Origin of the sequence: Spirosoma validum, from assembly GCF_014699035.1 — a bacterium.
GTDB lineage: Bacteria > Bacteroidota > Bacteroidia > Cytophagales > Spirosomataceae > Spirosoma > Spirosoma validum.
In genome coordinates this window covers 72,357-98,304 of record NZ_JACXAA010000017.1, presented here as the reverse complement: position 1 = coordinate 98,304, position 25,948 = coordinate 72,357, and the positions used below count along the sequence as shown (strand labels likewise).

Annotated in this window: 23 protein-coding genes; 12 read left to right on the top strand and 11 right to left on the bottom strand. The window is 48.1% G+C overall.

Features of this window, described 5'->3' with window-relative positions:
* The coding region (locus IC230_RS30020) for a tail fiber domain-containing protein (protein ID WP_191042772.1) at positions 1-1,313 on the bottom strand (1,313 nt) is incomplete at its 3' end.
* A gap of 555 nt (positions 1,314-1,868) precedes the next feature.
* Here IC230_RS30020 and IC230_RS30015 point away from each other — a divergent pair.
* Together IC230_RS30015 and IC230_RS30010 are read left to right on the top strand one after the other, a co-directional pair.
* A complete protein-coding gene (locus tag IC230_RS30015; protein WP_191042771.1) occupies positions 1,869-2,849 on the top strand; it encodes an AlbA family DNA-binding domain-containing protein in 981 nt (326 codons plus the stop codon).
* Between the two features lie 107 nt (positions 2,850-2,956).
* Complete coding sequence (locus IC230_RS30010) at positions 2,957-3,433, top strand: DUF6804 family protein (RefSeq protein ID WP_191042770.1); 477 nt, start codon at positions 2,957-2,959, stop codon at positions 3,431-3,433.
* A gap of 226 nt (positions 3,434-3,659) precedes the next feature.
* Here the strand turns inward: IC230_RS30010 and IC230_RS30005 are convergent, their stop codons facing one another.
* Positions 3,660-4,655, bottom strand: coding sequence for a patatin-like phospholipase family protein (locus IC230_RS30005; RefSeq protein WP_191042769.1), 996 nt, complete (start codon positions 4,653-4,655; stop codon positions 3,660-3,662).
* A gap of 39 nt (positions 4,656-4,694) precedes the next feature.
* Here IC230_RS30005 and IC230_RS30000 point away from each other — a divergent pair, with 39 nt between their 5' ends.
* The 4 genes from IC230_RS30000 (at position 4,695) to IC230_RS29985 (ending at position 9,476) form a co-directional block, all read left to right on the top strand.
* The gene (locus IC230_RS30000; protein ID WP_191042768.1) at positions 4,695-4,916 is read left to right on the top strand and encodes a hypothetical protein; all 222 of its coding nucleotides are present in this window, start codon (positions 4,695-4,697) and stop codon (positions 4,914-4,916) included.
* A 130-nt stretch (positions 4,917-5,046) separates the two neighbouring features.
* Positions 5,047-6,978 (top strand): WD40 repeat domain-containing protein, encoded by a 1,932-nt coding sequence (locus tag IC230_RS29995; RefSeq protein WP_191042767.1) that lies wholly within the window; start codon positions 5,047-5,049, stop codon positions 6,976-6,978.
* A gap of 359 nt (positions 6,979-7,337) precedes the next feature.
* Positions 7,338-8,033, top strand: coding sequence for a hypothetical protein (locus IC230_RS29990; protein WP_191042766.1), 696 nt, complete (start codon positions 7,338-7,340; stop codon positions 8,031-8,033).
* A 69-nt stretch (positions 8,034-8,102) separates the two neighbouring features.
* The gene (locus IC230_RS29985; RefSeq protein WP_191042765.1) at positions 8,103-9,476 is read left to right on the top strand and encodes a glycoside hydrolase family protein; all 1,374 of its coding nucleotides are present in this window, start codon (positions 8,103-8,105) and stop codon (positions 9,474-9,476) included.
* A 184-nt stretch (positions 9,477-9,660) separates the two neighbouring features.
* Here IC230_RS29985 and IC230_RS29980 read toward each other — a convergent pair whose 3' ends face one another.
* From IC230_RS29980 to IC230_RS29965, 4 genes are all read right to left on the bottom strand, one after another.
* Positions 9,661-10,164: a hypothetical protein gene (locus IC230_RS29980; protein ID WP_191042764.1), complete on the bottom strand. Its 504-nt coding sequence runs from the start codon at positions 10,162-10,164 to the stop codon at positions 9,661-9,663.
* Positions 10,165-10,461: 297 nt separating this feature from the next.
* A complete protein-coding gene (locus IC230_RS29975) occupies positions 10,462-10,773 on the bottom strand; it encodes a hypothetical protein (protein ID WP_191042763.1) in 312 nt (103 codons plus the stop codon).
* Positions 10,774-11,140: 367 nt separating this feature from the next.
* Complete coding sequence (locus tag IC230_RS29970) at positions 11,141-11,314, bottom strand: hypothetical protein (protein WP_191042762.1); 174 nt, start codon at positions 11,312-11,314, stop codon at positions 11,141-11,143.
* 467 nt (positions 11,315-11,781) lie between these two features.
* Complete coding sequence (locus IC230_RS29965) at positions 11,782-14,307, bottom strand: beta strand repeat-containing protein (protein WP_191042761.1); 2,526 nt, start codon at positions 14,305-14,307, stop codon at positions 11,782-11,784.
* Positions 14,308-14,903: 596 nt separating this feature from the next.
* On the opposite strand from IC230_RS29965, the gene IC230_RS34230 reads away from it, so the two are divergent.
* From IC230_RS34230 to IC230_RS29945, 5 genes are all read left to right on the top strand, one after another.
* A complete protein-coding gene (locus IC230_RS34230; RefSeq protein WP_223860942.1) occupies positions 14,904-15,137 on the top strand; it encodes a TetR/AcrR family transcriptional regulator in 234 nt (77 codons plus the stop codon).
* A gap of 90 nt (positions 15,138-15,227) precedes the next feature.
* Entirely contained in the window at positions 15,228-15,551 is a 324-nt protein-coding gene (locus IC230_RS34225; RefSeq protein WP_223860941.1) for a hypothetical protein, read from the top strand.
* A 261-nt stretch (positions 15,552-15,812) separates the two neighbouring features.
* Complete coding sequence (locus IC230_RS29955) at positions 15,813-16,358, top strand: RNA polymerase sigma factor (RefSeq protein ID WP_191042760.1); 546 nt, start codon at positions 15,813-15,815, stop codon at positions 16,356-16,358.
* An 88-nt stretch (positions 16,359-16,446) separates the two neighbouring features.
* Positions 16,447-16,788, top strand: a complete 342-nt coding sequence (locus tag IC230_RS29950; protein WP_191042759.1) for a hypothetical protein — start codon at positions 16,447-16,449, stop codon at positions 16,786-16,788.
* A 126-nt stretch (positions 16,789-16,914) separates the two neighbouring features.
* The gene (locus IC230_RS29945; protein WP_191042758.1) at positions 16,915-18,672 is read left to right on the top strand and encodes a hypothetical protein; all 1,758 of its coding nucleotides are present in this window, start codon (positions 16,915-16,917) and stop codon (positions 18,670-18,672) included.
* A 506-nt stretch (positions 18,673-19,178) separates the two neighbouring features.
* Here IC230_RS29945 and IC230_RS29940 read toward each other — a convergent pair.
* The 3 genes from IC230_RS29940 to IC230_RS29930 are packed head-to-tail and all read right to left on the bottom strand — an operon-like array spanning position 19,179 to position 22,510.
* The gene (locus IC230_RS29940; RefSeq protein ID WP_191042757.1) at positions 19,179-19,640 is read right to left on the bottom strand and encodes a VOC family protein; all 462 of its coding nucleotides are present in this window, start codon (positions 19,638-19,640) and stop codon (positions 19,179-19,181) included.
* A gap of 11 nt (positions 19,641-19,651) precedes the next feature.
* Positions 19,652-20,698: a ferritin-like domain-containing protein gene (locus tag IC230_RS29935; protein WP_191042756.1), complete on the bottom strand. Its 1,047-nt coding sequence runs from the start codon at positions 20,696-20,698 to the stop codon at positions 19,652-19,654.
* A gap of 3 nt (positions 20,699-20,701) precedes the next feature.
* Positions 20,702-22,510, bottom strand: coding sequence for a hypothetical protein (locus IC230_RS29930; RefSeq protein ID WP_191042755.1), 1,809 nt, complete (start codon positions 22,508-22,510; stop codon positions 20,702-20,704).
* Between the two features lie 503 nt (positions 22,511-23,013).
* Between IC230_RS29930 and IC230_RS29925 the strand changes: the two genes are divergently transcribed.
* A complete protein-coding gene (locus tag IC230_RS29925) occupies positions 23,014-23,250 on the top strand; it encodes a hypothetical protein (RefSeq protein WP_191042754.1) in 237 nt (78 codons plus the stop codon).
* 298 nt (positions 23,251-23,548) lie between these two features.
* On the opposite strand, the gene IC230_RS29920 is transcribed toward IC230_RS29925, so the two are convergent.
* The gene (locus IC230_RS29920) at positions 23,549-23,968 is read right to left on the bottom strand and encodes a hypothetical protein (protein ID WP_191042753.1); all 420 of its coding nucleotides are present in this window, start codon (positions 23,966-23,968) and stop codon (positions 23,549-23,551) included.
* A gap of 485 nt (positions 23,969-24,453) precedes the next feature.
* Positions 24,454-25,734: a site-specific integrase gene (locus IC230_RS29915; protein WP_191042752.1), complete on the bottom strand. Its 1,281-nt coding sequence runs from the start codon at positions 25,732-25,734 to the stop codon at positions 24,454-24,456.
* Positions 25,735-25,948: the final 214 nt, after the last annotated feature.

The window sequence follows — 25,948 nt, the reverse complement described above, 5'->3', positions numbered from 1 at the left end:
TCCTGTTTTTCCATGGCGGCTAGCCGGGCTTTGAGCTGCTGGTTCTCTTCGATCAGGGCCTGAATGGCAATCAGGTTTACCCCGTCGAAATCGGCCTGATTTATTGACTTGTCTTCGCCAATGATACCCAATTCATCGTGGCCAAAGGCGGCAAAGAACTCCTGAGCCATGGGGCCATAATGACGATAAAGCTTGGCATCCTGGCCTTTGTAGTTCCAACTACCCAGCCGCATGCGGGCAATCTTCTCGAGGAAAGAAGCCCCGTTGGCGACTCGGTAGTTTTCTTTGCGGGTTGAGTCGGAGATAACCGACCAGGCGTTTTGATAAGGCTTGAGTTCGACTCCCGAGGCACTTGCCTGCGGATTGGCGCTGTTGTAAAGCTTATATCCTCCGCCAAAGCGCATCGTCATCTGGAATCTTTCGGTACTCACGTAAGGTTGTGCATTGCCATCTCCCAAAATGAACGAGCCCGTTTTGCCATTAGTCGACACGTCTGATCCAATCGCTGTTGAAAAACCACCGCTGGCGATGCTATTCATACCAGCAGCTAAGCTGTAATCGCCACTGGCCTGTGTGGAAGTGCCCAGGGCAATGGCATTCTCACCACTGGCCTTACTGCGGGAGCCCATGGCCATGGCATTCTCGCCACTGGCCTGGCTCGCATAGCCCAGGCTGACCGCATTGCGACCACTGGCCAGGGTTGACTCTCCAATAGCCGTGGCGTTGGTACCGGCAGCGTTCGTATAATAACCCATGGCCGTGGCATTGTCTGCCCGGGCAACGCTATTTTGTCCCATACTAACCGCCCCTGGGGCAATGGCCTGCGTGGATGTACCCATCGCTACCGTGTTGGTGGAACTGGATACCGTATTAGAGCCCATACTAACGGACCCCTGCCCGCTGGCCTCGGTTCTATAATTCAAAGCGACGGCATAGTTGCCTGGGGCCATTGTTGAATGGCCAAAAGCGGTGGCGATGTAGCCATTGGCTTTCGTATTTAGTCCACTGGCAAAGGAATACTGGCCCACGGAGGTGTTATCCCAACTGTTGATAAGATTGGGGTCGTCTTGAATGGCTCCCGCCCGAAAAGCGCCCTTACTGCCGTACCAGATGAGCTTGCCACCCGCTCCAGCGCTGTCACTCCCAAACAGAACGGTTCGTCCCTGGGGCACATTGAGAAAGGCTTTTGGGCTGGTGGTGCCAATCCCGACCTGGGCATGCAAGGAACTGGAAAAAACTAGAATTAGTAAGCATACGCTCAGGTGAAGCCGGAGGCTGGCTAAAGAAAAACGAAGTTGTAAACGATGTGGCATGGTTGGGCTAACTAGTAGTTAAATAATAGTGAGTGAAATGAAGTCAAGCCTTTGAGCTCGTTATTGAATCAGTAACAAAGTTCAGGCGGACGTCAAGGTGATTCGGTCGACACAAAGTTGAGAACAGAGTCTGTTGGTCACTAACTAAATGGGGTGATCTGTTATTCTGGTTGACTCAACTGTTCCGTTGGTAGCGTGGGCTGTCAGGTATGGTTATTCTACGTGCATTAAATCGATTCGTCTAGGCAAGAATACAGTCTAGTCTATGGTTGGCTATTTTACACAAAACCCGGTCCGATCACCAGTGAGGCAAACGTACCGGGTCAGATTAACCGTTAAAGAGGCTTGTACAGGCTCGGCCGAAAAAGCAGCTTTGAAGGAACCTAACCGAATCCTAAGCCGATAGTGTCGGTAAAATCTACACTTGATTAGTGTAACCTGTGCTCACAAGCTCTAGGCTTAACCGATTGATTAATCCATCAACACAAAATCACACAATACCTACGGAATTCCATTTGTTAAGAATCAGGTCCAATCAAAATCACCTTTCACACCGTGTACAAACCATTCACCGAGGAGTTATTCAATCAACCGATTGACAAAATCACCCAGCAGGATTTAGAGCGTTATTTTCAGGAGGAACGAGACGAAACGCTGTTTCTTGAATTCAAATCATTTACAGATAAGACAGAAGACACACGTTCTAGATCCAAGAAGGAAGCGGATCGGATAAAAGGTGTTCTTAAAACAATTGATGCCTTTCTCAACTCAAGTGGTGGGCTATTGATCTGGGGAGCTCCGGAACCTGTGGATGTGGAGCGAGGGGAGCGGAAAGTTAAAATGTGTAGAGGGCCATTGGCACCAGTGCCTACTTTTTATGATCGCGATTCTTTTATTAACCAGTTAGCCAGCCAAATCTCACCTCTACCACAGGAAGTTCGTATACAATCTGTGCCGGTCAGTGGCGGTTACGTTTACCTGTTTGAAGTGCCAGAAAGCCAGAATAAGCCTCATCAGTTCGATGGACGATATTATGTACGAATGGATACTCGAACAGACGTTGCACCACATTATTTGGTGTATGCTTTATGCCGACAGGTTAAAGTTCCTGAGTTATCGATGACAGCCAAATTTGATCGCGCTTTAACCAGGCTAAACCCCAGCACAATAGACTTTGATGTAAGCGTTGAGATTACCAATCAAACAGAAACCACAAATGACTATGATATTTACCTAAAGGTTCAGGTTCTGAATGGAACGGTTGAAAGAATCAGACTTTTAGATGGTATTGATATATTAATGCTTGATAACGTTGCTAAGATACTTCCGTCCGGCTTACCGGCTAGGGCGCATTTTAATGTCAAAATTAATATACCGTTCAACGATAAAACAGGCGATATTATAAAGATATGGTATGGAGGTAAAACGTCACAGGTCAAGCAGCATGTTTATAGCGTAAACTTTGTTAATCAACGCATACAAGGAGTAGAGCATAGCATAATATACGATGTAAGGGCTAAAAGATTAGATCTGTAGACTCTCTCCGATCTCGTACAAGACTGATTGCTCAGTAAATTACTGACAGAATTTTTCTGGAATACATTACCCTAACTGCGTAAACTATTTACGTAATAGTCAATAAAATGAAAACCTTTACTTGGATTTTAATGGTCAGTATAATAGGCCTGACATTTCCTGTTTTCTACAAAATGCAGTATGGCTATTATATAATTTTGAAGTTTGTAATATGTATAGCTGGTTTTTATGGAGCAAAAACCAATTTTTTCAATAATAATGAACTAGTTGCTTGGCTGTTTATCTTAATTGCTATAGTCTTCAACCCTTTAGTTCCAATACACTTGAAAATAGATACATGGAAAGCAGTTGATCTTATAACAGCTTTATTCTTCTTATTTCATATTGTTGCTACGAATGGTTCATTAATTAAGGCTAAAATACAAGACTTCAACAAGAATTCAGTTGCCTATCCAATCACAGAAAAGATAGTTACAGCTTGTGCTGCCATTTTATTTACTACCATTATGCTAGTTGTCATTAACTACGTTGTAGGACCAGGAGTTGCATATCTACTCAACCTTATTCACTCCAAATTTAAATAGAGCAAGGGAATGTCTTTGTAATTACAATCGGAAAAAACTATTCAATAATCTTTAGTCACGGTCCTATATTAAAAGAGCACTATTCATTAATATCTTCCCAACTTTTTATAGTTTCATTGTTATATTAGTAGGAAAATTTCCTAGTTATCCCTCTTCCATCAATAGATTATTCTGTATCAGTTACCAATGCCCCACTGCCACCCCAAACAACCCATTCCATAGGGACTTAAGGCTGAAACCGCCTAGCCGCCCGTTGACCACTTTCGTACAACCGCTGCGTTTCCTCGGCACGCATTCGCCGAACTCGGGGGCGGATGCCCTCCATACTAATGTAAATTGTTCGGCTTTTTTCGTTGGCCCAAGTGGGCTGCCGGTTCAGATTCTCAATAACGTACGTATAGAAAGCACCGATGTACTCATTAAAAGAACGAATCGAATAAGGAGCTAGACCACTACTGGCCTGATCGTGAGTCAGCTGCTCAGGCCTCTCTAGTTTTAAGCCCAGTGTTTCGTCATTGGGTTGACCTTCCACGTCGAACAGATCCAGGGGGTAGTTAGCTGTCAGACCGCTATCCACCAGGATTTGATACGTATGCCCTTTCTTGGGTCGACGCACTACCCGCTGCTGATCATCCAAAAAAACGGCACCGAAATACAGCGGCACGGACATACTGATGCGAACGGCGGTTTTAAGGGCCATATCGGGCGTATGCTGGTGAGAAAACACCACTGGGCGCTGGGCTGTCAGGTTGGTACCTGTTACGTACAAATCTCGGAAGCCCTCACTACGGCGTTGATGTAACTGAGCGAAAGTCAGCTCTCTATTACCCGTTTTTCGCTCAATTAGCTCTTCCAGCCACCGCTCGAACTGTTCGCCCCGGTACCAGCCGAATCGACGAACCATGCGGTGCAGGCCACCGATGAAAAACCAGCGGCCGTCATTGAATCGCTCGATATGGAGGTCCGACAAAATGGCCGTCATTTCATCGGTTGAATAGCCGACGGCCAGCAGCAGAGCCGTTATCGAGCCGACCGACGTACCGCCGACCCGTTCCACCTGCTGGAGCATACCCCGTTGGTTAAGTACATTGAGTGCCCCAGCATAGGCGATACCCCGTACCCCACCGCCCTCAAAAACCAGATTTTTGTAATGTAGCGAATCGGCGCAGGCATAGGCCATCCTCGCTAACAACAGAAACAGCAACGAAAAGCCGTAGTTCATAGCTCAGCGATTGGAGTAGTGCAGTTGATGATAAGATTCATGTGGGTTCAAGTCATCAACCGATTTGCTTATGAAGACAATTTAGGACGGAAAGGGATTACTTCTCCCAGATTACTGGACACAGCCCGACTTCTTCGCTGTATTTACACGCTTTATACCTCACCCACTCGCTTTACCATGCTTACGAAACGCCTGGATGAGCTGGTAGATGAAGTAGGTAAAATTTACTGTCGACACTTTCCGTTCTTTGCGCTCAACTGATAAGCCGTGACAAGTAGTTAAAAGTCAGTAGTCAAGTCAAGCCAATTTGACCAGTCATCTTTTTGATTTTATTTACTATTAGTGAGTGATTTGCCGATTACTTTATACGTACTATTTGCTTTAGATTGATATGAACAAAACGTTACTTCTCTCTTTGGTTGATACGATGAAAGCCCGTCGTTCAAACGCAGTAATCAAGTCATTGTTTATCCGCCAGAAAACACTCCGCTATTTACCCTTTGTAAACCTGATTGGACAATTAATCATGTGCCTGTGGCTCACTGTGGTAAGGGGAAATAACGCATTTGCCCAGTCACAATGGATTATGGAGGCTAATGTTAAGCCTGCGAATGTCGATCAACGATTTGCCAATTTTGGGGGTGTGCTCTCCTCCAATGGACAGATGCTGGCGGTGGGAGCACCCGAAAATAGTACCAGTCGAGGACAGGTGAAAGTCTACAAACGGATAAGTGGTGCATGGTCACAGCAGGGGAATACGATCACCGGTGACGCCGTTATGGATTATGCTGGACACGCAATGGCTCTCTCCGCAGACGGTAAGATACTGGCCGTGGGGGCTTACGTTAACAACAGTCAACGAGGACAGGTAAAAGTCTACAAACTAATCGAAGATGCTTGGATTCAGCAGGGCAATGCTATCACTGGCAATCAGGAAGGTAGCTTTGTGGGTAATTCAGTCTCGCTATCTTCGGATGGACAAACGCTGGCCGTAGGAGCGCATGGGTCTATTTCAGCGCGTGGACAGGTGGCAGTATATGCCCTAAAGGGCGGGGTATGGATTCCGCTAGGTAATACGATTAGTGGTGAGGCTGAGTATGATTATGCTGGTTTTAGAGTTGCGCTGTCTGCGAACGGGCAAACCCTAGCCATGAGTGCAATCGGCAACACATCAGAACGAGGTCAGGTGAAGGTTTATACACTGGTAGGCGGAGTATGGATACAGATAGGTACTAGTTTTCAAGGTGAGGCAACTGGCGATGCGGCTGGCTGGTCCATCGCCCTTTCCTTGGATGGGCAAACATTAGCCTTCGGGACAACTAACAATAACGCCAGCCACGGAAAGGTGAAGGCCTATAAAATAGTAAGTGGCGTATGGACCCAGCAGGGTAGCGACATCGTCGGAAACCAGGAGCGTGAAATGGTTGGTAGTTCGGTTGCCCTCTCCTCGGATGGGCAGACATTGGCCGTAGGGGCTGTCGGCAACAATAATTACCGAGGGCAGTTAAAAGTCTATAAGTTAGTAAGTAGAGTCTGGGTCCAGAAGGGTAGTGATATTAACGGAGAATTTCCGTTAGGTCAAGCTGGTGGTTCCGTTTCGCTTTCCTCTGATGGGCAGATACTGGCAATTGGTGCCCAAGAGTACTTCCCAAATAGTGGGAGCGTAAAAGTGTACCGGTTTTGCGACCTTCCCGTCAGCATTACTCCGAATTCCCAAACCATCAGCGCTGGCACCAGCCTGACTCTGGCTGCAGATGGTGGCGATAATTATTCTTGGAGTAATAGCCAAAATACGCCATCCATTATCGTAGCACCTACCACAACCACAACGTATTCCGTCACCAGCATTAGCGGAGTCTGCTCAACCACAGCCAACGTCACAGTGACAGTCCTGCCAACGGCCGATCTTACATCCATTGTTTATGCCCGGCCGGCACCGATCTATGGCAGTTCTATCTTTGGTGTGGTGGTGGATGTGGTGGAACTCAATTCGGTAGCCAGCAGTGGCAGCTTCTCGGTACGGGTTACCAAAGATCAGAAAGTTAACCTGGCCTTTGATGCGGGCTTAACCAGCGTCAATGGACGAACTGTACAGAACAGTGTATGGAATTTTGACAATTCGAATTTCAACTACTACATCTTAACCACTTCGGAGAACGTAGCAGCTGGCGACAAGCTATCGTTTGGCTTGACGGGTCAATTGAGTCCGGGGGCCTCTTCGGGCATTGTAACGGTCAGCTCAACAGTGCTGCCTGCAACCGTAGTCGAAGCCAGGTTGAATAATACCATCGACGCCGACAAGGTAGAATACTTTCAGCAGTAGCATCGATACGTTAAACTACAAAAAAGTCTGCTTTCAGTCGAAGGCAGGCTTTTCGCTTTTATCCACACCATAAGCAGGCGTAACGTCTGCCTTATTATCGGTAAAAAGAGAAAACCCTATAAAACTATCCCCCTTATTATATGTCCGTTTTGATCTGCATTCCTTAAGGATAATTTAAATTATAGACCCTGTTTCCCTATCACAAAATACGGCTCTTAAAATTTACCAATTGACCGTTTAGTTAATTTGTCCCTCAACCCTTTTCGATCATTCACGGGCGGCTACCTTTGCCGCTCTATTGATGATTGTCAATCAGTTCAAGCGTAAAATTTCCTCTAACCATCTATTCCTTTCGATTCATGGGTCTCGCTAATTCTCCATCGTATTCAATTACATTCATCAATCAACTGCCCCCGCCCAACAGCGGCAGTTTCGCTTTGTTTGCCGGTCAGAATAGCTTAGTCTGGTGGGCTAAATTTATGAATAGTGGCATTGGCCATCAGATCCCATTCCGCTGGCAACCCGAGCCTTGCTTTGTCTGGGGCGGACCAGGTGAGTTGCAGGGAGGAGACGTCTTTGTTCCCCAGCAGATTGTACCGGCTGATCTCACGGATCAAAACCAGATAACGTTAACCTACCTTAACAAGACGTTCAATTTTATTGATCAGAAGCCGGGAAGCCAGCCAGGGAGTCTCTTTGTCAGCGCCGATGGGTCAATCCCATCGGCCGTCGGTTCGGTAGGGATTGGTCTAGCCCAGCGGGCCACATTTATTGTAACGGCTCAGCCTTTTATGCAATACAGATTTACCCCCCATCTGGATTACTGGTGTGCCTTCGGCGATTACCGAACCGGGCAGATGATCGACTGGGAACAGGTAGCGAACAAAGCGCAAATCCATTTCGGAGTCAACCTATACGATCTGTATGCCATTCTGACCAAAGACAATACCTGGCTCTTTAAGACGAATGATGAGGTGAATCAACTGCTATCGGTAGCCCGTCAGCAGGATCCCGGTGTTACCCTTAATCAGCTTGACTTCTCAGTCACGCTCTAGCTTCTGATAAAGATCTTTTTAACATGTAAGCTCATAACATACCCTTCACCCCATAACCTCCCTAAAGCCATGGCTAGCAGCATTCAGATCAGAAATAACTTTTTTTACCTCGACGGCCAACGGTGGTCGCCCAAGGGCATTTGTTATCAGCCTCAAGACGGAGTCGATCCCCTGTCGGATGATCAGTTTTCCACCATTCAGGCCTTAGTCGAAGGCAATTGGAAAACGCTGGGTATTAACGCCATTCGCGTTTATCAGGTGGATCCAACCAAGCCGCACGACCAGGTAATGAGCTTGCTGGCCGCTAACCAGATCTACGTGGAGATAGGTGCGGTTACCGGTGATACAGCGATCAACTCCGCTAGCCCTCAGTACACCTTTGCCTTTCTTAACCGAATCAAAAGCGTTGCCGATGCCTTTGCTCAATACGACAATGTCCTATATTTTTCCATTGCCAACGAAGCCATTGCGCCCGGACCCAACAACTCAACTCTGGGCCATGCGATTCCCAGCATCGTTAAAGCCGGCGCCCGTGATTTGCGTGCGTACATGACCCAGAAAGGTTACCGGGCCATCCCCATCGGTTGCGCCGAACGCGATGCCCCTCCATACACCATTCAGGCAGCGGCTGCTTATATGTGCGGCTCACCGCAGGAACGACTGGACATATTGGGCTACAACTGCTACCGATGGGCAGGGGGCGATTTAATTGGTCACCTGACAGCGTACTATGGGCTCTACCAAAGCTTTCTGTTTAATAACGCTACTCCAGTTATTCCGGTGATCATGACCGAGTATGGAGCCAATACCATCCAGCCCCGTCCCTTCGACGATGTACCCTATCTTTTTGGGATTAAGCCAGTCGTAACGAACGGGAAGGACAGTGTCAATATGGCGGATATATTCTCGGGTGGATTTGTTTTCCGCTATCAAGAGGATGGAAACCATTTCGGCCTGGTAGATACCACTGGCCAGCCTACCTCCTTCGGCGGCTTTGCCAACTTACAATCCGCGTATCAGGCTATTACGGGGTTTCCGGCTGGCTCGCCCAACACGACAGGTAGTCTGGATTGCAGTGCACTCGGCACTAACCCTTACAACCTTGCCTTACCGGCCACTCCAGGCGGTGGCGGTAGTGGTCTGCCAACCGAACTTTCCGTCACGGTTACCAATGAAATCAGTCCGGCCACCAGCATCCAGTTAAGCTGTCTGGTTAATGACACCTGGACTTCGGTACTGACCATGACTCAGGGCCAGGCGGCGACCGGGACTAAAATCCCCGCCGGCACAACCCAAGTGCAGGTGGTATTCCGCTCGACCCAGGATGGGCAGTGGTATCAGGCCTGTGGCGTTGCTCAACCACTGTCGCTTCAAAACGGAGCAACCATCCGCGGCACCTGGCAAGGACCAGACGGACAGGGTGCCTGCCAGATTTCTGGATAAATCTGGTTATTGTGGTTCTTACTACCTGCTGACAGACCTATTTGTGCATAAGTCTGTCAGCAGGTATTTACTCCTGTCGTGCTCTAAAAGCCAAAACTAAGGCAAGTTGCCTGACAATTGGCTAAAGTCACAACATGAAAAACTATTCCGACAAGATTAATCTGGATAAGACGTATAATCCCTCTCAAGTCCAAGGGTTCACTAGGGCTACAACTCCTAAAAAGAGAGCAATTACTACGATTAGAATAAAAAGCGTGATCCAAAGCCAGTGAATCCTGCTCCGATTCATCAAGACAAGAAATCTATGTCTTTGGTATCCCTCAAAGCTTTCATCCGCAGCTTGTTTTAGTTCAGTAAGCACCCGTTCAGAATGTTTACTGGGAATGTGCTCATTGATTCCCGCCAGATCGGGATCATCTAAATGCGGCAGTAGTTCATCAATAGCTAGTTGGTAATATTTTGCCCGTTCCATGTGGCTGCTACATGTCGGGTAGTGTTTCGCGCTGAATACTATGCCAAATAGAGCAATACCTAATAACAGCAGAATTGCCGGTAAATCAGCATAGTTAACGTGTTTATCAACCGTAACCAAGGTGATAATTGCGCCAACCAAGATCAGTATTAGATTAGATACAGTGGAGCGCTGAGTTTCTAAATATCTGCCGTGTGAGGTGTGTTCGCCAAACATCTTCCACAGAGATCTAGTAGATTCTTTTTATCTTCTCTGGTCATATTATCTTCAGTCAAGCGGTAGTATCTCAATTGAATTCAATTAACGGGATAACTAAAAACAAATTAAAAACCAGCCTGACAGTACGGGACTGGATTAGCGTAGGGGGAGTAAACTCTTTGAGCCATTGACGAACTGAACTGTTGTTCCTATTAAAAAAAGTATCTGTTAAAACTCAGGAGCATCTTTGTGTTTTCTAGCCATATCGTCTTGACATAAAACCGATTACTCGATGAAGAAATATACATAAACTCATCACTCTTGCAGTAGATCACCCGCCCGTTTAGCCCACTGCTGCAAACGGGCTAAAGCGGCTGTCTTATGGGAAGTATCAGAACCATTCGTTTTCACAAAGTACGCTTCATCTTCCCGGCTGAATAGGTTCACCACGTTAGCCGCTTGGAGATAGATTTCTTTTTCGTCAGCCGTTGCGCCGAATAGGTTATTGATCAGCTCCTTGACGGTATGGTATTGGTCGCGGATGGTGGCATTGTCTGTCGAAGGACTTAGGCTGCGAAAAACCTGGATTTTCGAATCAATCTGTTGCTTAATGGCTGCGTTGTTCATACGTTGAATTTGGCTTATTTTTATCTCTAACCCGCTGTTGCCAGTCATTGTTGCTCGTACAGCGCGACTGATAGCTGTCTATAAACCGCCAGAATTTACTTTCTGAGTCTATAAAAACAAAAAGCCCCGCCGTAAAAGCAGCGCTTCAAATGACTTAAGCTGGGTAAAAGTTTAGCAACCCATCCTGGCATATCGCAGATCTTAGCACGAGCGTCACAAGACCAATATTCTCTCTTTTGGCCAGAAACGGAATATTTACAAGGTGAAAGTCTACTTGGATGAACCAAATTATAAATAAGGGTAATTAAGAACGTACGACTTGACGGGTCCTTCCTCAACCTATCGGTATTCTCTTAGCCAAATCCACTCAATTTCTACTGATTGCCTGAGGCAACTCAGTGGGAGTTAGTTCAGCCGCTTGACCAGATTCCCGACCCACCTCCAGCAATAAGTTTATCAGCCTTGTTTGAAGTTCGGCGTCCACCTGATCGATATAGTGAATGGCAACCTGCAATATATAGTTTTCTAAAAGGGTCGTCATGAGTTGAGTTTTGTTAGACACTACCATGGCAGTACAGTAGGTTTATCATTACGTAAAAAAGTGTACCCTACATGAAAGCATTAGCCGTATAGCTAGGGTAAACTTTAGATAACAGGGATTAGCTTCGTAACGGGGGGCAGTAATAGCCAAATGGGCTTCTCTACGAAAAAGCAAATCGCAGGAGTTTAGTGATGGCATCAATTGGCAAGCTATCGTTTTTGGCCCGTCAAAGATCGGAACCTCTCGCATAGCGGACTGTTAATTCCGTCCCAAATCCTTTCATTCCTGTCTCAAATCGTCCATTTGGAGACGAAATGTCGTTTTTCTTGGGGGTGGCCGCTGCCATCTGATCGTACGAATGTTAGCTACTCCCCTTAAACCAAAGTTATGAGCATTGATAAATAAAACAGCCACGATCCAGTAGACGGTGGCTGTAAGTATTATCTTTTCTAATGTGAAGCTCTATCTCACTGCTGAAAATACTCGATCTTGTCGGCATCAATGTTGTTGGTGGTGCGGCTCTCGCCCCCACCTACCACCGTCGCACTGCAATTAATCATGCCTGTAGTGCTGCCTGCCGCCAGCTGACCCGTTAAGCCAACGCTCAGCTTGTTGCCCCCGCTAATCGATTGACTGGTGGTTAAGATGTAATAACTGGCATCGCTGCCCAAGCTCCATAGCCCATTCTGCACACTGCGACCCTCTACGCTGGTCAAGGCTCCGTTCAGACTCAAACTCATCTTAGCGTCTTTGGTGATCTTGACCGTAATAGGGCCACTGCTGGCCACCCCGTTGGTCTCCACCACATCCACCACCACCCCGAAGGGGGCTGTGCCATAGACTAGCGTTGGCCGGGCGTAGAGCAGCACCGTTAGATCGGGGGGCTGTATCGCATTGACACCTACCGTCAGGCTCTGGCTACAACTGCCCTGAGTGACGACAACGGCAAAGGTCTTCAGGCCAGGGGTAGTCAGGCTGACCGAGACGGCTGAACTGGTGGCGGGAGAACTCAGACTGGCCCCCGCCGGAGCCGTCCAGAGGTAGGCACTGCCCCCCGTGGCACTCAGACTGATGGTACTCCCTACCAGGGCGGTACTTGATGAAGCGCCTAGGGTAGCGGCAAGCGTACTGTTGACATTAATGACCTGTGAATCGGTAGCCGTACAGCCGTTGGGGGACGTAACGGTTACCGAGTAGGTGCCTGCCGTGGTGACCGAGCGCACCGCAGATGTGGTGGCATTCTCCCAGCGATACGTGCCCCCACCGGTAGCCGTTAAGCTCAACGCGGTGGTTGTGCAGGTCAACGTAGCGCTGACCGGGGTTAAAATGTTGGCTGTGGGTGTAGTTGTATTGCTGATGACCGTGGTGCTGGTGGTGCTCACGCAGCCATTGGCGTTGGCCACCCGCACCGAATACGTACCGGCTGTGGTGACCGAGCGGGTGGTCGTGGCCCCCGATGTGCCCAGCACCGTCCCACTCCCGTTAGTAAAGGTGTAGCTGGTGCCCCCCGATGCGGTTAAGGTGACGCTGGGTTGGGCACAGCTCAGCGGGCCATTGTTGGTTAAGGTCGCCGTGGGTAGCGCATTCACCGTTACGTTAACACTACCGGTCGCCCGGCAACCCACGGCGTCACTGACCAGAATACTGAAACTGGCTACGCCTGCGGTGGTGGCCGTGGCCGAAGTGGGGTTGAGGTTGGTACTGCTCAGAGACGCGCCAGCCGGTGCTGTCCAGGTGTAGGTATAGGGCCCATTCAATGAGCCACTGGCTGTAGCCTGTAAGCTACTAGGGCTACCCACACAAACCGTATTTGGCGTAGCCAGTGCGGTCACTGAAACGGTATAGGGCGTACCTGCGAACTCAGCGGCCCCCATATCGATGGTACGCACTTTACGGGTGTTGCCCAGCACATCAGTGGTGGTGGCATTGGCAGTCTCGTCGCCCGCGTCAACAGCCGGGGCGCAAGGTAGTAGTTCAGGTCCGGTGGCGTTATCAAAAGGCGATTGGGTCGGTGAGAGGTTGTTGCCATTGTTGGTATAGCCGGTCACGCCCGGCGAAATCAAACAGTAGCTGGCATTGATGGTGTAGCCCCCAAGATTTATGAACGGACTTCCATTATTCCATAGGATGCAATTGGTCAACGTAGCCACACCCGCGGTCCCTGCTAACACGGCACCATTAGGTGAGCGATTGTCTCTGAAGGTACAGTTAATTAGCGGTAAATTGCTAGCACTAGCGATTGCTCCGCCGAGGCTACTGGCCGAATTTTGACTAAAATAGCAATTGATTAATGTTTGAGTATCGTATGTTAAAATTGCACCCCCCTGAGTGCCTACATTACTGACAAAACTACAGGCCGTCAATTTCGTCTTTTCACCAGCCGTTTGACAATAAATCCCTCCACCGCCAGAAGCAGAGTTTCCGACAAACTGACACTGATTTACGGTTGGACCACTACCGAAATTGAACATTCCTCCCCCACGTACATCATACCCAGAGGAGGTGCCATTGGCGTTCCCCATGGCGATAACGACCCCATCCAAAATGGCGGTGTTATTCAGGCCATTGTTATTATGATAGAAGACGTGATAGCAGTTGTCGCTTGGCGAGTCGAGGGTGCCAATATCACCCGATAGGGTGGTTGAGGATGGACTGGCCGTGCGCGCGTTAATATTGCCTTCACTGCCACTCACGCCGGTGAACCCACCCAGTACGCTGACGTTATTCTTGAGCGAGAAGGCCGCATTACGAGGGTCGGACAGACCGGTTGTGTTTGGGGTATAGGTGCCTGCTGCCACCCAAACCTGATTGCCCGAGGTGGAGGCATTGATCATGGCCTGTAGATCGGCGGAGGCATTCGCCCAGGAGCTGCCATCCCCCAGGCCTGAAGCGGTCGGTTTAACGTACCGAATGGGCTGAGCCTGAGCACCGAACATGATCAAACCAAAAAGAACTCCTAGCAGGAGTCGAATAGGAAATAGCTGTGTACGCATAAAGAAACGGGTTAGAAAAGAGATTCGAAACGGTACATATGAAGGGAGGTGGCTAAGTGATTTGTAAAAGGGTAGCCATGAGTTGAAAACATCGTATTTTCAATTCAACAAAGATTAAAACTATTATTTAGCCGGACTTTCAATTCCGTCTCAAATGCTTTCAATCCTGTCTCAAATGGTCCATTTGGGAAAAATATCTTTTTCTTCTACACACCCCCTCGAGGTTTTAATAAACACCCAGTCACTCAGATGCACTGACGCATCATGACAAAGGCTGGCTGTGATTTACATAACAGACATAAACATGTTACGATCTTATTGGTGTAGATAGGATTCATTCTTATTTCATAGAATGGGTATTTGAATGCTCGGTACTAATCGTGCCAGGTATTTTTTTTGTGTGCAACCTGGCCACTTTTAGCTTAAAAAAACTACTCGTTAGGCCGTTTGCTAACTAAAATTCCACCTTCGGAGTACCTATCTAAGCAATTGGTTAACTATCCTAAGTCGATAAGCCAATACTACCCTCCCTAAGTTACCTTCAGGGTAATTGGCGCACTCAGACAGACTTTAGTTATACACTTTAATCAACACGAGTGGAAATTATTAAACGTAACCGGGCCGCCACGATTGAGCGGATCGTAAATGCATTAGAACAAGTTCTTGCCCAGGACGGACTGGAGGGGCTGTACGTCAGCGTCAGTAAAGTACTTGTCTACCGCTATTTTGGCAGTATTGATGGCTTATTGGAATATTATGTGCGCCTGGGGCGGGTGGTGCCGAATCCCCCGCCGGACTGGCTAAAGCAGATTCAACCTGCTCACCCCTAGGAGCTGGCACCCATCTGGTCGGCTCAGGTCCTGCAACTCTTTCGCCAGATTCGGTCTTCCCGCTCGGCCCGCGAATTGATCAAAGCGACGGTGAAGGACAATGATCCCCAAGCCGACATCATTAGCAAGACTCTGGACAATGAGCTAACCAGACTCACTCATCAACTGGCCTTTGTCAGGGAGGGGGATTACCAGGCAATCTCAGCCGTGATGCTGGGGGATTTGTCCTACCTGACGATTCAGGCCCAGCTCGATCGGACGGTCATTGGTATTGATCTGCGCAGTGAAGCGGGCTGGCAGCGTATTGAAGAAGCGGTGAAGGCAATCTACAAGGCTATCAATCAATTCGCGATGAATTCGCCCAAGACTCAGTTTTCACTTCGGAAGGAATCGCTGGCCGCCAGCGATTGTTAAGTCATAAACGGCCCTATAGTCCTAACAAAAGCCCCACTGCTTAGCGGGGCTTTTGTCTTATCGTGGCTCCCCAGAATCCGCCGTTGAATCAGGCTTCCAGCCATATTAGCAAAGCTACTCAGGCATTGGTACCGTCCTTTTGGGAAGCTAAAACATACGCCCATATGTTACCAATAAAATATATTTATAAATATATAGAAATAGACAATGTATTGTGCATAGCTTTAGGTGACTTATGTTTAGTCATCTCTCTCCGGATCAATGACCTATTCACCCTATGACGAAGCTGCTTTACTCACTCTTCTTCGATCAGACGATCAAAAAGCGTTCGAAGAACTTTACGGCCGATTCGCTCCCAGATTACTTACCTGCCTGATGGAGATCATTCAAAACCAGGCTCAATCAGAAGATTTACTTCAGGATAGCTTTATAAAAATTTGGCGCCATCTCCCTCAGTACGATCCACTCAGAGGGCGGTTGTTCACCTGGATGCTGCGAATCACGCGTAACGTTGCCTTCACCCATCTGAAACTGTCCAGACGAGCCGAGCAGCGAATTGATGATTTTGACTACGACTCGCTAGGGGCCGTAACACCCTCCTATTATGCTGTTGGCCTGGATCATTGGATTAAGTCAACCTTAGGGCCTCATCACCGTCAACTGATCGATCTGGTGTATCTTCAAGGCTACACCAGGCAAGAAGTAGCTGACCAATTCGGCTTACCCCTGGGAACCGTGAAGTCCAGCGTCCATCAGGCCATTAAGCGATTAAGAAACTCCGAATCGGCTATCGGACGGCTTCCCTAGAAACATCAGGTGTTTTGTTGCGACAGATCCCGACTAGCCAACGGCTTGGTTTTCTCCTAGTAATCCCCTCTTAGCCCTTCTGCTGCGAATGAAACTAGTTCTTACTCCGGTTGAGGTTCCGTTCATGGTTGGCGATACGGTCTGGGTTGATCAACCCCTGGGAACCGCCCATGAATTTCCTTATTTTCAAGCCACCATCCTGCAAATTATTCTGGATGGCAGTCTGCGTAACAGCCTGCTGGTACGGCAGCGCTCAGCAACTCATGAACTAACGGTGAGTAGCGCCATCTACAGCCTTAAGCCGGTTGGACAATACGCCGGGTTGCCCCGGATCAATGTCGAACTACAGCTTATCCCCTTCCGTCCAATCTTTTTTGAGACCAAAGAAGAATTAATGGATTACCGAAATCGACTCATCGAAGCGAAATAAAGTGATAGCGCGTAAACACTTGATTAATAAAACACGTGTTTTCCGGCTGTTTTGAGCGGTGTCTGTACTAGACCTTTGAGGACTCGTAAAGTCCAGTCAATTCTCTACTCTCCCTACAGTTTAGCCATGAGAAGTCTAATCAAGAACGTTGCCTATTTGGCCCTCGTGTGTGCCGGTATTCACGCCTGTGGCACCTCCCAGACCGTTCGCACTACGGCCTCCAGCAACTTACCCCAGGATGTGCTGCAATCCTGTGTAGTTAGCCCTGAGATGTTTAATTCATGGTTTGCCAGCGGCAAAGCCACCGAAAATGGCTTTGTAACCCCGGCCAACAGCGTTACGTTTGTCCATGATAATAATTGCGATTTCTACCGCTGGTCAGAGCAGATGTTTTTATGGCTCACGTCGAGTTCTTCCGGGGTGTATGGCAATGGCGGGACCGTTTTAGAATCAGCGCTTTTTTATGACGTCTCACCAGCTGATGCCAGTGGCCAGCGGACCTTGATGCCCCATCAGACCGGCATTCCGTTTCGCATGGACAATCATCTGCTTAAGAATGGGCCCCATCGATTACCGGTTATTCGAGACAAAGCGGGTAAACTATTTGAAGTAGAAACCCTACCCGGCAGGGCCAAGGTTAAAGATGCGGATGGTAAAATAACGGAGGTGCACGGTATCGACGAGAGCACCAATGGCCGGTCCGTTCTTAGAGACAAACTTGGTAAAGTTATTCGGCAGCCAACAGCAATTGTAGGTCGCCACCGGCAGCGTACCGTGCAGAAAATACAGGTCGGCACTAGAACAATCTTTCTGGATGCCGCCGGGAATCAAATCCAGACGGAGGAGGGACAAGCAACCGGCAATGCACTTATGGCGCAAAATGGCTCACTCGTGTATTACCTGACGATGGTGAACGACGTATACGCTTTTTTTCTGACGGGTTCCAAGAATGGCCGCTTTAGCCGCAGTCAATTCCCGACTACCGCCCCAGCCCGGGATAGTATTTGCGCCTTAGCCAGGGCTAATCATGTTCAATTACCCGACTCGAATGCATTGGCTATTGAGCTTAAGACATCTTGGGTGGAAGCTAAGAATCTGCCCAATGCCAGTAGTTATATTACGGTTGATGCGACCATTCCTACGTACGATACGACGAGCAACCGGGAATGGGTTCCTACTGGAGAACGAGTCGCTAAAATGGCCCTGGTTGGCATGCACATCGTGGGGAGTGTGGCCGGGCATCCAGAAATGATCTGGGCTACTTTTGAGCACAAAAAAAACACGCCCAATGCTAGTTACGCTTATCTGGACGCAGATAGTACGTCTAAAACAGTACCCCAGGATACAGGGGAAGGCTGGCTATTCAGCAACAGCTCCAGCGGAAGCGTCAATGTTCCCCATATGAGCGCGAACGGCGATACGCTCAGTGCTGACTCCATCTTTACCATTTCCGCAAGCAATACCTTGAGGGCTATGCCCTGGGGAAGCGCGATGGATTCGCTGACCAATCAACAGGATCGAAGCTCAGCAGCTTCGAACAGCGAAGTCATTTCACTCAACAACACTATACAGCAGCTATTGGCGGGCAGTGATATTCGGAAAAATTATTTATTCATTGGTGCCACCTGGACGCAAGGAGGGGCTGCTCCCAATGGCAGTAATTACGGAACGGATACAATACCTGGCGTAGCCATCGGCACCAGCGCTCTGGCAAACAGCACCATGGAAACGTATCTTCAAGGCCCTTCCAATTCCTGTTTATTTTGTCATTCCGTTTTTGATCGTGCTCATCCTAGTTTATCTCCCGACACCATTAGCCACATATTTACCCCGCTACAACCCTTAAGTTTGGCCACTGTAGCCACGAAGAAAAAGAAACCGTAGAGCATCTGTATTTTTAAAAAGGATGTATTAAAACCGCGAATTCTCATTTGCCATTTTGAGCAGGCAAACAAGAATTCGCGGTGAGCTTCTCTGTCAACTGACATCCGCAAAAAGGGTACACTTCAAGCGTACCCTTTTTGTCAAACAAGATTTAATTGGTTAGTCGATTTACTTAATTTAAGATATAATTTACTAAATGCCATGTTGATAACAACTCGTTTAGACTGGGAAGCAGTCAGATAGCTTAGAAGACTCTGTCGTAGATTCTTATTGCTATAACCTCAGTAGCTCCTCAAATAGATTTTGGGCCTGATACATTGATTCACAAACAGCCCGTTTGTACTGAGCCAGCAATTGACTAAACTAATCGTAGCTGAGGGGCGCTTGGTCGACCGCGGATTGGGTCGGCTCAGCAGAATTGGTGTGGTTCAGGTTCATACGTAGAAAGGATGGTGAACGAGCTGATCCCAATCAGCGGGTATAAAACTACGAGCCGCGCCCGCTTATTAAGCTTTTTTGCGTAGCGTTTTTTTAGTCCTGTTCTGTCGCATTACCAAGGAATTATTGTTGGGATCGCGGAAGAAAAAAAATTCATCCACATACCCTTCATCTGATTTATTTTTGATGATGATCTTACCATCAGCGCTGTCGATCACCACCTTTTCTGATTGAAGATAGCTTAATGCCGCCTGTAAATTATCGACAATAAAGCTGGGCCCGGAACCTATGTTGGGTTTTGGGCTTAAAGGGGATACAATATCTTTGTAAAGTCCGATCGAAAAATGACCTTTAGCCGCTGGCATATCTAGTTCCATATAGGAATCCAGACCAAAATTGCCATCTGAATTTATCATGTAGTTTTCATTGACGGTGAAGGTGAAGTTTAACAGCTCGCAATAAAAACGACTCGACTTGAGCATATCGCTGATGGACAGCTTGACCACAAGCCTGGAAGAAGACAATTTCATGGCATATCCATTTATTCAACTACATATTCAAAGCTGGGCCCGGCTACATAACCCGGATGATTCGGGTCGGGTATGGCCAGCAACTTAAGCGCATAAAGCCGCAAGGAGAACATGATACCCATGGCAGTATTGATCTTGTCGGGCTGCCCGTTGAAGGTCTGATGCAGGCAGTTGAGCAGCGAAGTGTAATTGTAGTTGAAGAATCTGCTGTTGATGTAAGCCTGCGTATCCTTTGGATAATCATCCATTTTCGGGTTGGGCCACATATTGGGGACCTGGTCTGGGTTAAAGGCAATAGCAGGATCACCGAACATATAGCCTCCGGCCGGGTCGGGCAGGATGGTTTTGCCTTCGTAAATTTCCTGGAAGCGGTAATAATGCGCCAGTTCGTTTACGTCGTTGTCATCCTTCGGCGCGACAAATGGATCGATGGGCGAGCCTTCCCCCTGATCGACGATGATCTTAATGCCTCTTATTGCCGTGGCTTCGTCGGTAATTCGGAAAAGCAGGGTTTCAGGATAGAATTTCTCATACGTCATCTGATCCTTTACATTGCCGGTGAAGATGGTTGTTCCGGCAGCCTTGGCAGCGGCTTCCAGGTTACCGATCAGATCGATGATTTTGGCGTAGAACATACCGATGGTCATTTTTTCCGGCCCGACCGAAAGCGAATGGATGGGAACATGCTTTTCCGGTTCTTCAATGCCCATGAATACTTCGTTGACGAGTTCTTTCGAGAATTTTTCGATGGGAACGATCAGGCCGGTATCGATAGCGCCGGGAAGCGGTCCGGGATACCGTGGGATAAAACCGGGCTTGTTCAACACCGGGCGGCCGCCGACGGCATTCAATAGGTTGCAGGCGATGGACAAATGCAGCATTTCTTCCCCCACCACGGATCCGATCAGGTTCGATATCTCGTCGTTTCCGGTATTGAACAGCGTGAAATTGGCCGTTAGGTAAGGCGGAATGGTTGCGTGTTCAAGTTCAATGGCCGTTTGTAGTGCCTTCCTGAGGTCGGCAATGGTCTCAAGTTTTACTTTTTTAAGGAATATCATGCTTCAGCTCTTTTTGTTGTACAGTTCGATTGTTTCAGCGGGCTTATTGGTTACGCTGTCCAGGTAGTCTAAGATTACCTTCTTTTTGTAGGCGGAGAGGTCGCGGGTGGCAGGCATGTAGTTTGGATCGTGCGGATCCTTGCTGAAAACCAGCTTTAATATCTGGGCGTTTCTATCCACTACCGCCTTGTCGGCCAGGTTGAAAATGCCTTTAGACATTAGCGGGTATAGGTTGGCGTACTGCTGCATGATCGGCTGCATGAAGTTATCCCAGTCCGGCGCGATTTTTGTCGCTGGCGGGCCGCTGAAAATCAATAAGCTGACAAAATTTTCCGGATTACAGTCTGTTGCGAAATCCTGGGTTGATAAGTTGTACGAAAGGCCGTATATCTGTCCGTCGATATAGCCGCGCGGATTCCCGGGATCGGGTGCGACAAAGCTGTATGTAGCCTTGCCGTTGGCATCCGTTACGGCGGTGGCAGGCTTGGCGGTATTAGCCTTCACAGATACTGTAGAAGGAAACATCAACAAAGCAGGCGTCCCTATGGCCGGCGCTGGCGAGGGCGGCTCGCTGGGAATATTACTGGCAGGCCCAAGGAAACTATTGCTGACGGTATTATCCTGGATTTCTATGATGGCATTAGGCAGCGGTTTGCCAAGATTGGTGGCATAAAACTGGATCTCGCATTTGTCATTTGGATTAAGTCGGAACACAAACTTGTCCGCCCTGACAAACTGCGTGTTTTCGGCTAAGAAAAACCCGTAAGTTGTGTTGGTCTCCGCGGTAAAGACATCATTCGGAGTCGTCACGGCCTGGGCGACTACAATTGGATACGTGATGGCCAACTGCAACTGCTCGGCTGTGAGCGGAAAAGTACAGATGCCTGACGATTTCATATACCAGCCCGGCGCGGTGTAGCCTATCTTACCGAACTCAACAAAGGCCAGATCGCTTGGCGTACCCTTGTTTACGCCAATGCGCAGATCACCGGCCTTAACAACGCCATCCACATTGAACTGCAGCGAGTTCCCCAAGTCCAGTACCAAATGGCCTAGTTCTTCATTGACCAGCGCTACGCCGTAATTGGTAGGCGTTCCTCCCGCCGAGGCTAATTGCCGGCCTAATACGAAATGCTTCGGCTCAGTGGCAGCGTGGGGGCCTATCGCACCTGCAATTCTTCCCAGCGTAAACTGCGGTGAAGTATTGTTGCCATCATACCGGTCGACGGTAAATTCAATGGACAGCTGCTTAGGGCTTACTTCCCGTAGTTCGTTGAGGTAGCGGGATTTGGAATAGGCGTGGTCCCATGTTATATTTTTAATAACCGACTGGTAAAAAGCGGCTGCCCCTCCGTCAGCCGTCATATCAACAGACCGGTTGAACCAGATGTTGGTAAATGGCGCCACTTCATATTCGCCTTTCATCATTGCCGTTCCTTCCTGCCCGACAATTCTTACGATGAATCCCCAAAGCTCGGATACCATCTGCTGCTGGCTGTCGAGATCTACGATCTTGCCAGCGGTGCGGGCGTCTGTGTCCATGACCGACATGCCGATTACCGGGTCGAGCAGCGGATTGTCGGTGCTGGTGCCATCCTGGTAAGTAACGCTGGTGATTTGGCAGCCGATAAAGCGCCAGTTACCGGTGCCATCAGGATTCCACCAGCCGTTTAAATCGGTTGCCGAGGAATAATCCTGATAGCTTGCCTTGAAATTAGCGTTGTCGAAATGGGTCGGATCATTGTTAACGGTTGATGGATCGGCCTGAAACTGCCCGGAAAACGTAAGCCTGGGCACATTTAAGTAGGACATATGATAGTAGGTTTAACAGGGTTGGAATTCTATAAAATTGGTCCTTTCACGCTCAGGTGATTGAGACTAGTGGTATGCGCAGCAGACTTCATCCATTCAGTTAAACTACCCGAATGGGTTTAAGAGGATCCTGTGTTTTCGCAGTTATACTATTGATGGGAAATGATAATTGACTAATTGTGCCGTAAATATTCTGTCGTTATCGATAGAAAAACAGCGTGTAAACACGTGTTTTTACCAAAGAAGCACTTAACAGGGGGTTGGCATAAATACTTAAGTAAACGTACTGAAATGCAGTATACCCACTTAATGAAGGTAATCTAGCATGAGCTGCTCTAGTAAACGATATACATGTTGATAATTCCTAGGTAAATTTTTATTAGTAAATCGCCCCATCGCCACGTTTGGGTCCTTATTTGGCCTCTCAGCAATCATTCTACCAATCGACAACGAAGAATCAGCTAAAACAGGCTACCTTCGCTTACCTACCGTACCTTTCCGGAATGCCCCGCTCTAAGCAACTGCCCAAACCCATTAGACGCCATTACGTCGGTGAGCCGGTCATTGTGATTCCCCTGACTCAACTCGAAGCGCTGCTGCAACACTTAATCGATATCGCCATGCTCGACCGCAAAACGCCTGGCCAGCAAGCCGCCGTCTGGCAGAATCACGAAAAGATTCTTAAACACTGCCAGGCTGAGATCGATGCGGCCAAAGCGTTCTACCACATCGTCAGTTGATTAGCAAGGGGCCGTACATACGTGCGAATTGATGCCAGAAAAACCGTTAGCTCATCCCATTCACTCCCCGCGCGTACCTGACTCAGAAAACTCTTCAATTGGCTGGAAAGGGCCTTTTTGTCAAAAATCGCTCGGGACGGGCTCACTCAGCTGCTTTTCCAGTTGGTCAACCCACAAGCCTTTATCGTAGCGATCGATGACCATATCACCGGTGGTTTCTTCCCGACGGATGTACACCTGAGCAGGCCTTGACGAGTCAGCCCTGGGCCGTTCGCTCCAATGAGATGATTGCCGGTTTTTAAGCCAGAAGATTGCCGCCGTAACGTTGGTTGGATGGGTAATGCTTGATCGTCGGCGTGAGTACGACCTGCCCGTTATAAACCGAGATATACGTATCGGGGTGCGAATAGCCAATGGCCAGCTGGTAGAGCGCCTTGGCTACTTTGGCATTAGCGATCGTTTTCCCGGCTTTAACTGACTCGGAAAACTCAACGTGACGCTTTTTCCAGTGGTGCAGCGTGCGCAGGCTGATGGAAAGGAACTCGGCCAGTTGCCGGTCGACGGCGCCTAACAAACAGTAGTGATACACCAGCCGGGCGTACTCGGGTTGATAGCGGCCAGGCTGACCACCCTTGTTGCCGACGGCGTTACGTCGGCCCCGCATTGACTGGGCAATTTTACGCTTGGAGGATGGGTCGTGTTGGGCTCCCTTTTTCATAGATGAAATATAGCCAAAATGACCGATATTAATCACAACAGAGAGATAGATAAACTAAGTTTATGCACTCCGATACGCGTACGCGCGCGAGAAAAGTTTTCAGTGAGCATCGTCGTCGTTGCCAGCCGCATCGAAAATGCCCTTGTCAGCGACGAACGAGGTTTTCGATCTGTACAGAAAATATCTAAAAACCGGCTATACAGCGAAATCAAGGTTTTTCCGGGGGTCATTTCGCGTATAGGCACAAGTAAGTACGCAGTGCTCAATACTATCAAAAAGTAGAAATGCCCGATTCGAATTCATCGTCGGTTTCCTCTTCGTCAACGTCAATTTCATTTTGATCTAATTGATTAGGTAGGTTGATCACTTCGATAATCACACTGGGATCTTTCCGCGTTACCCTGCCATTCTCATCTACTTGGTAATGCTGATCAATATCGGCGTAGTCAACTTAAATCTTTTTCATGGTGGCTGTGGGTGTAGAATTACAAATTATCGAATGCCTCATCAATCAACTCATTCTCAAACGAAGCCAGGTAAGTCTGGGTAATGCTTTCGGTCTTGTGTCCCATTGATTCAGATATCACGGCTGTCGAAACGCCTGACCGCTTCAGCGCCGTAGCGAAACTGTGACGAGCTACGTAGGTGGTTAAAGAGGTTTCAATACCGGCTAGCTTACCAATGGCTTTCAGATCCTGATTGACCTGACCTTTGATCTTATGAAGCCGGTTAGCTATCTGAACGGACGTTTGATGCTTTTCCGGATTGAGAATACCGAATACGTACGAGTCAGAATTAGCGAACGTAAAGGGGCGATAGTAATCCAGGATGGCTTTTACTGGCTCGGATAGCTTGAGGTTAAACAGCCCTCCTGTTTTCTGACGAACATACTGCAAGCGCCCACCTTGCACATTACGCCATTTGAGTTGCGCCATATCCACATAATTGATCCCTCCACCATAATAAGAGAACAAGAATAGATGCTTAGCCAGTAGAAGTCTTGATGTATCGACCTCAACGGCTTCAATAGTGCGAATATCATCTTTGGTAATTGCCCGCTTACGGGTCGATAGATCGAACTTAGCCAGGCTGAATTTATCTCGTTGCGCGGTATGCCGACTAAAAGGATAAAGATCAGCAGGTAACAGCTTTTCACCAATAGCCCGGTTCATAGCAGCCCGAAGCGTTCGGAAATAAACGCTCATGGTTGTATCTGTACATCCCTCGCTACGTAAGTAAGTTTCAAAGCGGTTTAGAAACGGAACGTTTACGCTGGAGATCGGACAATCTTTGTCGTGGAGGAATTTAGCTAATACCCTACGCGTATCCCTATATACGTTGGCATTGCCTACCTGTTTAGCCTGTTGCAACTGCTCAACAATATGCTGAAAGTAATTCAGCAGCATTGCCCCCCTACGTTCTTTCGGCGGCTTCTTGCTGTTTTCAGTAACAGCGTCAATCAGCATCTCAATTGTAAAAGGGTGTCCTGTATCCTGTAGCTGTTTGGCGGTGTCAGCGTAGGTAGCTTCCCACTTCTTAATTAATGCTAATAAACGCTTCTGTTCTGGATGACTACGGCGGGGAATTTCCTTATCAGCATCCCATAAGCTCAGCGGGCAATTCTCTCCGATTGATATATATTTACGGCCACCATCTTTTGTAATTCGTAGTCGTAAAGGGTGCGAACCATCAGCTAGGGTCTTACTGGTGTAAAGCATTACCTTTACTTGGGGCAACCGCTCAGTAGGCAGAGGATTGGAGGCCATTATTACCGGTGTACATAAAGGTATGGCAATAACCATTAATATCCAACACTAACCAGTACTATAAAAGTCTACTGTTCATTGATAATCAGAATAATAAATAATGACAAATTTTATCAGACAATAAAAGCTATATGCCTTACAAGCAGAGGGTCGGCGGTTCGAACCCGTCAACTCCCACCACTGAAAATCAAGCACTTAACAGATATTGTTAAGT

Excerpts from the sequence above, each read along its gene's own strand:
- IC230_RS29930 (WP_191042755.1), bottom strand. The coding sequence starts at position 22,510 with ATGTCCTACTTAAATGTGCCCAGGCTTACGTTTTCCGGGCAGTTTCAG.
- IC230_RS29940 (WP_191042757.1), bottom strand. The coding sequence starts at position 19,640 with ATGAAATTGTCTTCTTCCAGGCTTGTGGTCAAGCTGTCCATCAGCGAT.
- IC230_RS30005 (WP_191042769.1), bottom strand. The coding sequence starts at position 4,655 with ATGAACTACGGCTTTTCGTTGCTGTTTCTGTTGTTAGCGAGGATGGCC.
- IC230_RS29965 (WP_191042761.1), bottom strand. The coding sequence starts at position 14,307 with ATGCGTACACAGCTATTTCCTATTCGACTCCTGCTAGGAGTTCTTTTT.
- IC230_RS29990 (WP_191042766.1), top strand. The coding sequence starts at position 7,338 with ATGGGTCTCGCTAATTCTCCATCGTATTCAATTACATTCATCAATCAA.
- IC230_RS30010 (WP_191042770.1), top strand. The coding sequence starts at position 2,957 with ATGAAAACCTTTACTTGGATTTTAATGGTCAGTATAATAGGCCTGACA.
- IC230_RS29980 (WP_191042764.1), bottom strand. The coding sequence starts at position 10,164 with ATGTTTGGCGAACACACCTCACACGGCAGATATTTAGAAACTCAGCGC.
- IC230_RS29920 (WP_191042753.1), bottom strand. The coding sequence starts at position 23,968 with ATGAAAAAGGGAGCCCAACACGACCCATCCTCCAAGCGTAAAATTGCC.
- IC230_RS29985 (WP_191042765.1), top strand. The coding sequence starts at position 8,103 with ATGGCTAGCAGCATTCAGATCAGAAATAACTTTTTTTACCTCGACGGC.
- IC230_RS29995 (WP_191042767.1), top strand. The coding sequence starts at position 5,047 with ATGAACAAAACGTTACTTCTCTCTTTGGTTGATACGATGAAAGCCCGT.
- IC230_RS29950 (WP_191042759.1), top strand. The coding sequence starts at position 16,447 with ATGAAACTAGTTCTTACTCCGGTTGAGGTTCCGTTCATGGTTGGCGAT.
- IC230_RS29955 (WP_191042760.1), top strand. The coding sequence starts at position 15,813 with ATGACCTATTCACCCTATGACGAAGCTGCTTTACTCACTCTTCTTCGA.
- IC230_RS29970 (WP_191042762.1), bottom strand. The coding sequence starts at position 11,314 with ATGACGACCCTTTTAGAAAACTATATATTGCAGGTTGCCATTCACTAT.
- IC230_RS29935 (WP_191042756.1), bottom strand. The coding sequence starts at position 20,698 with ATGATATTCCTTAAAAAAGTAAAACTTGAGACCATTGCCGACCTCAGG.
- IC230_RS29975 (WP_191042763.1), bottom strand. The coding sequence starts at position 10,773 with ATGAACAACGCAGCCATTAAGCAACAGATTGATTCGAAAATCCAGGTT.
- IC230_RS30000 (WP_191042768.1), top strand. The coding sequence starts at position 4,695 with ATGTGGGTTCAAGTCATCAACCGATTTGCTTATGAAGACAATTTAGGA.
- IC230_RS29915 (WP_191042752.1), bottom strand. The coding sequence starts at position 25,734 with ATGGCCTCCAATCCTCTGCCTACTGAGCGGTTGCCCCAAGTAAAGGTA.
- IC230_RS29925 (WP_191042754.1), top strand. The coding sequence starts at position 23,014 with ATGCCCCGCTCTAAGCAACTGCCCAAACCCATTAGACGCCATTACGTC.
- IC230_RS29945 (WP_191042758.1), top strand. The coding sequence starts at position 16,915 with ATGAGAAGTCTAATCAAGAACGTTGCCTATTTGGCCCTCGTGTGTGCC.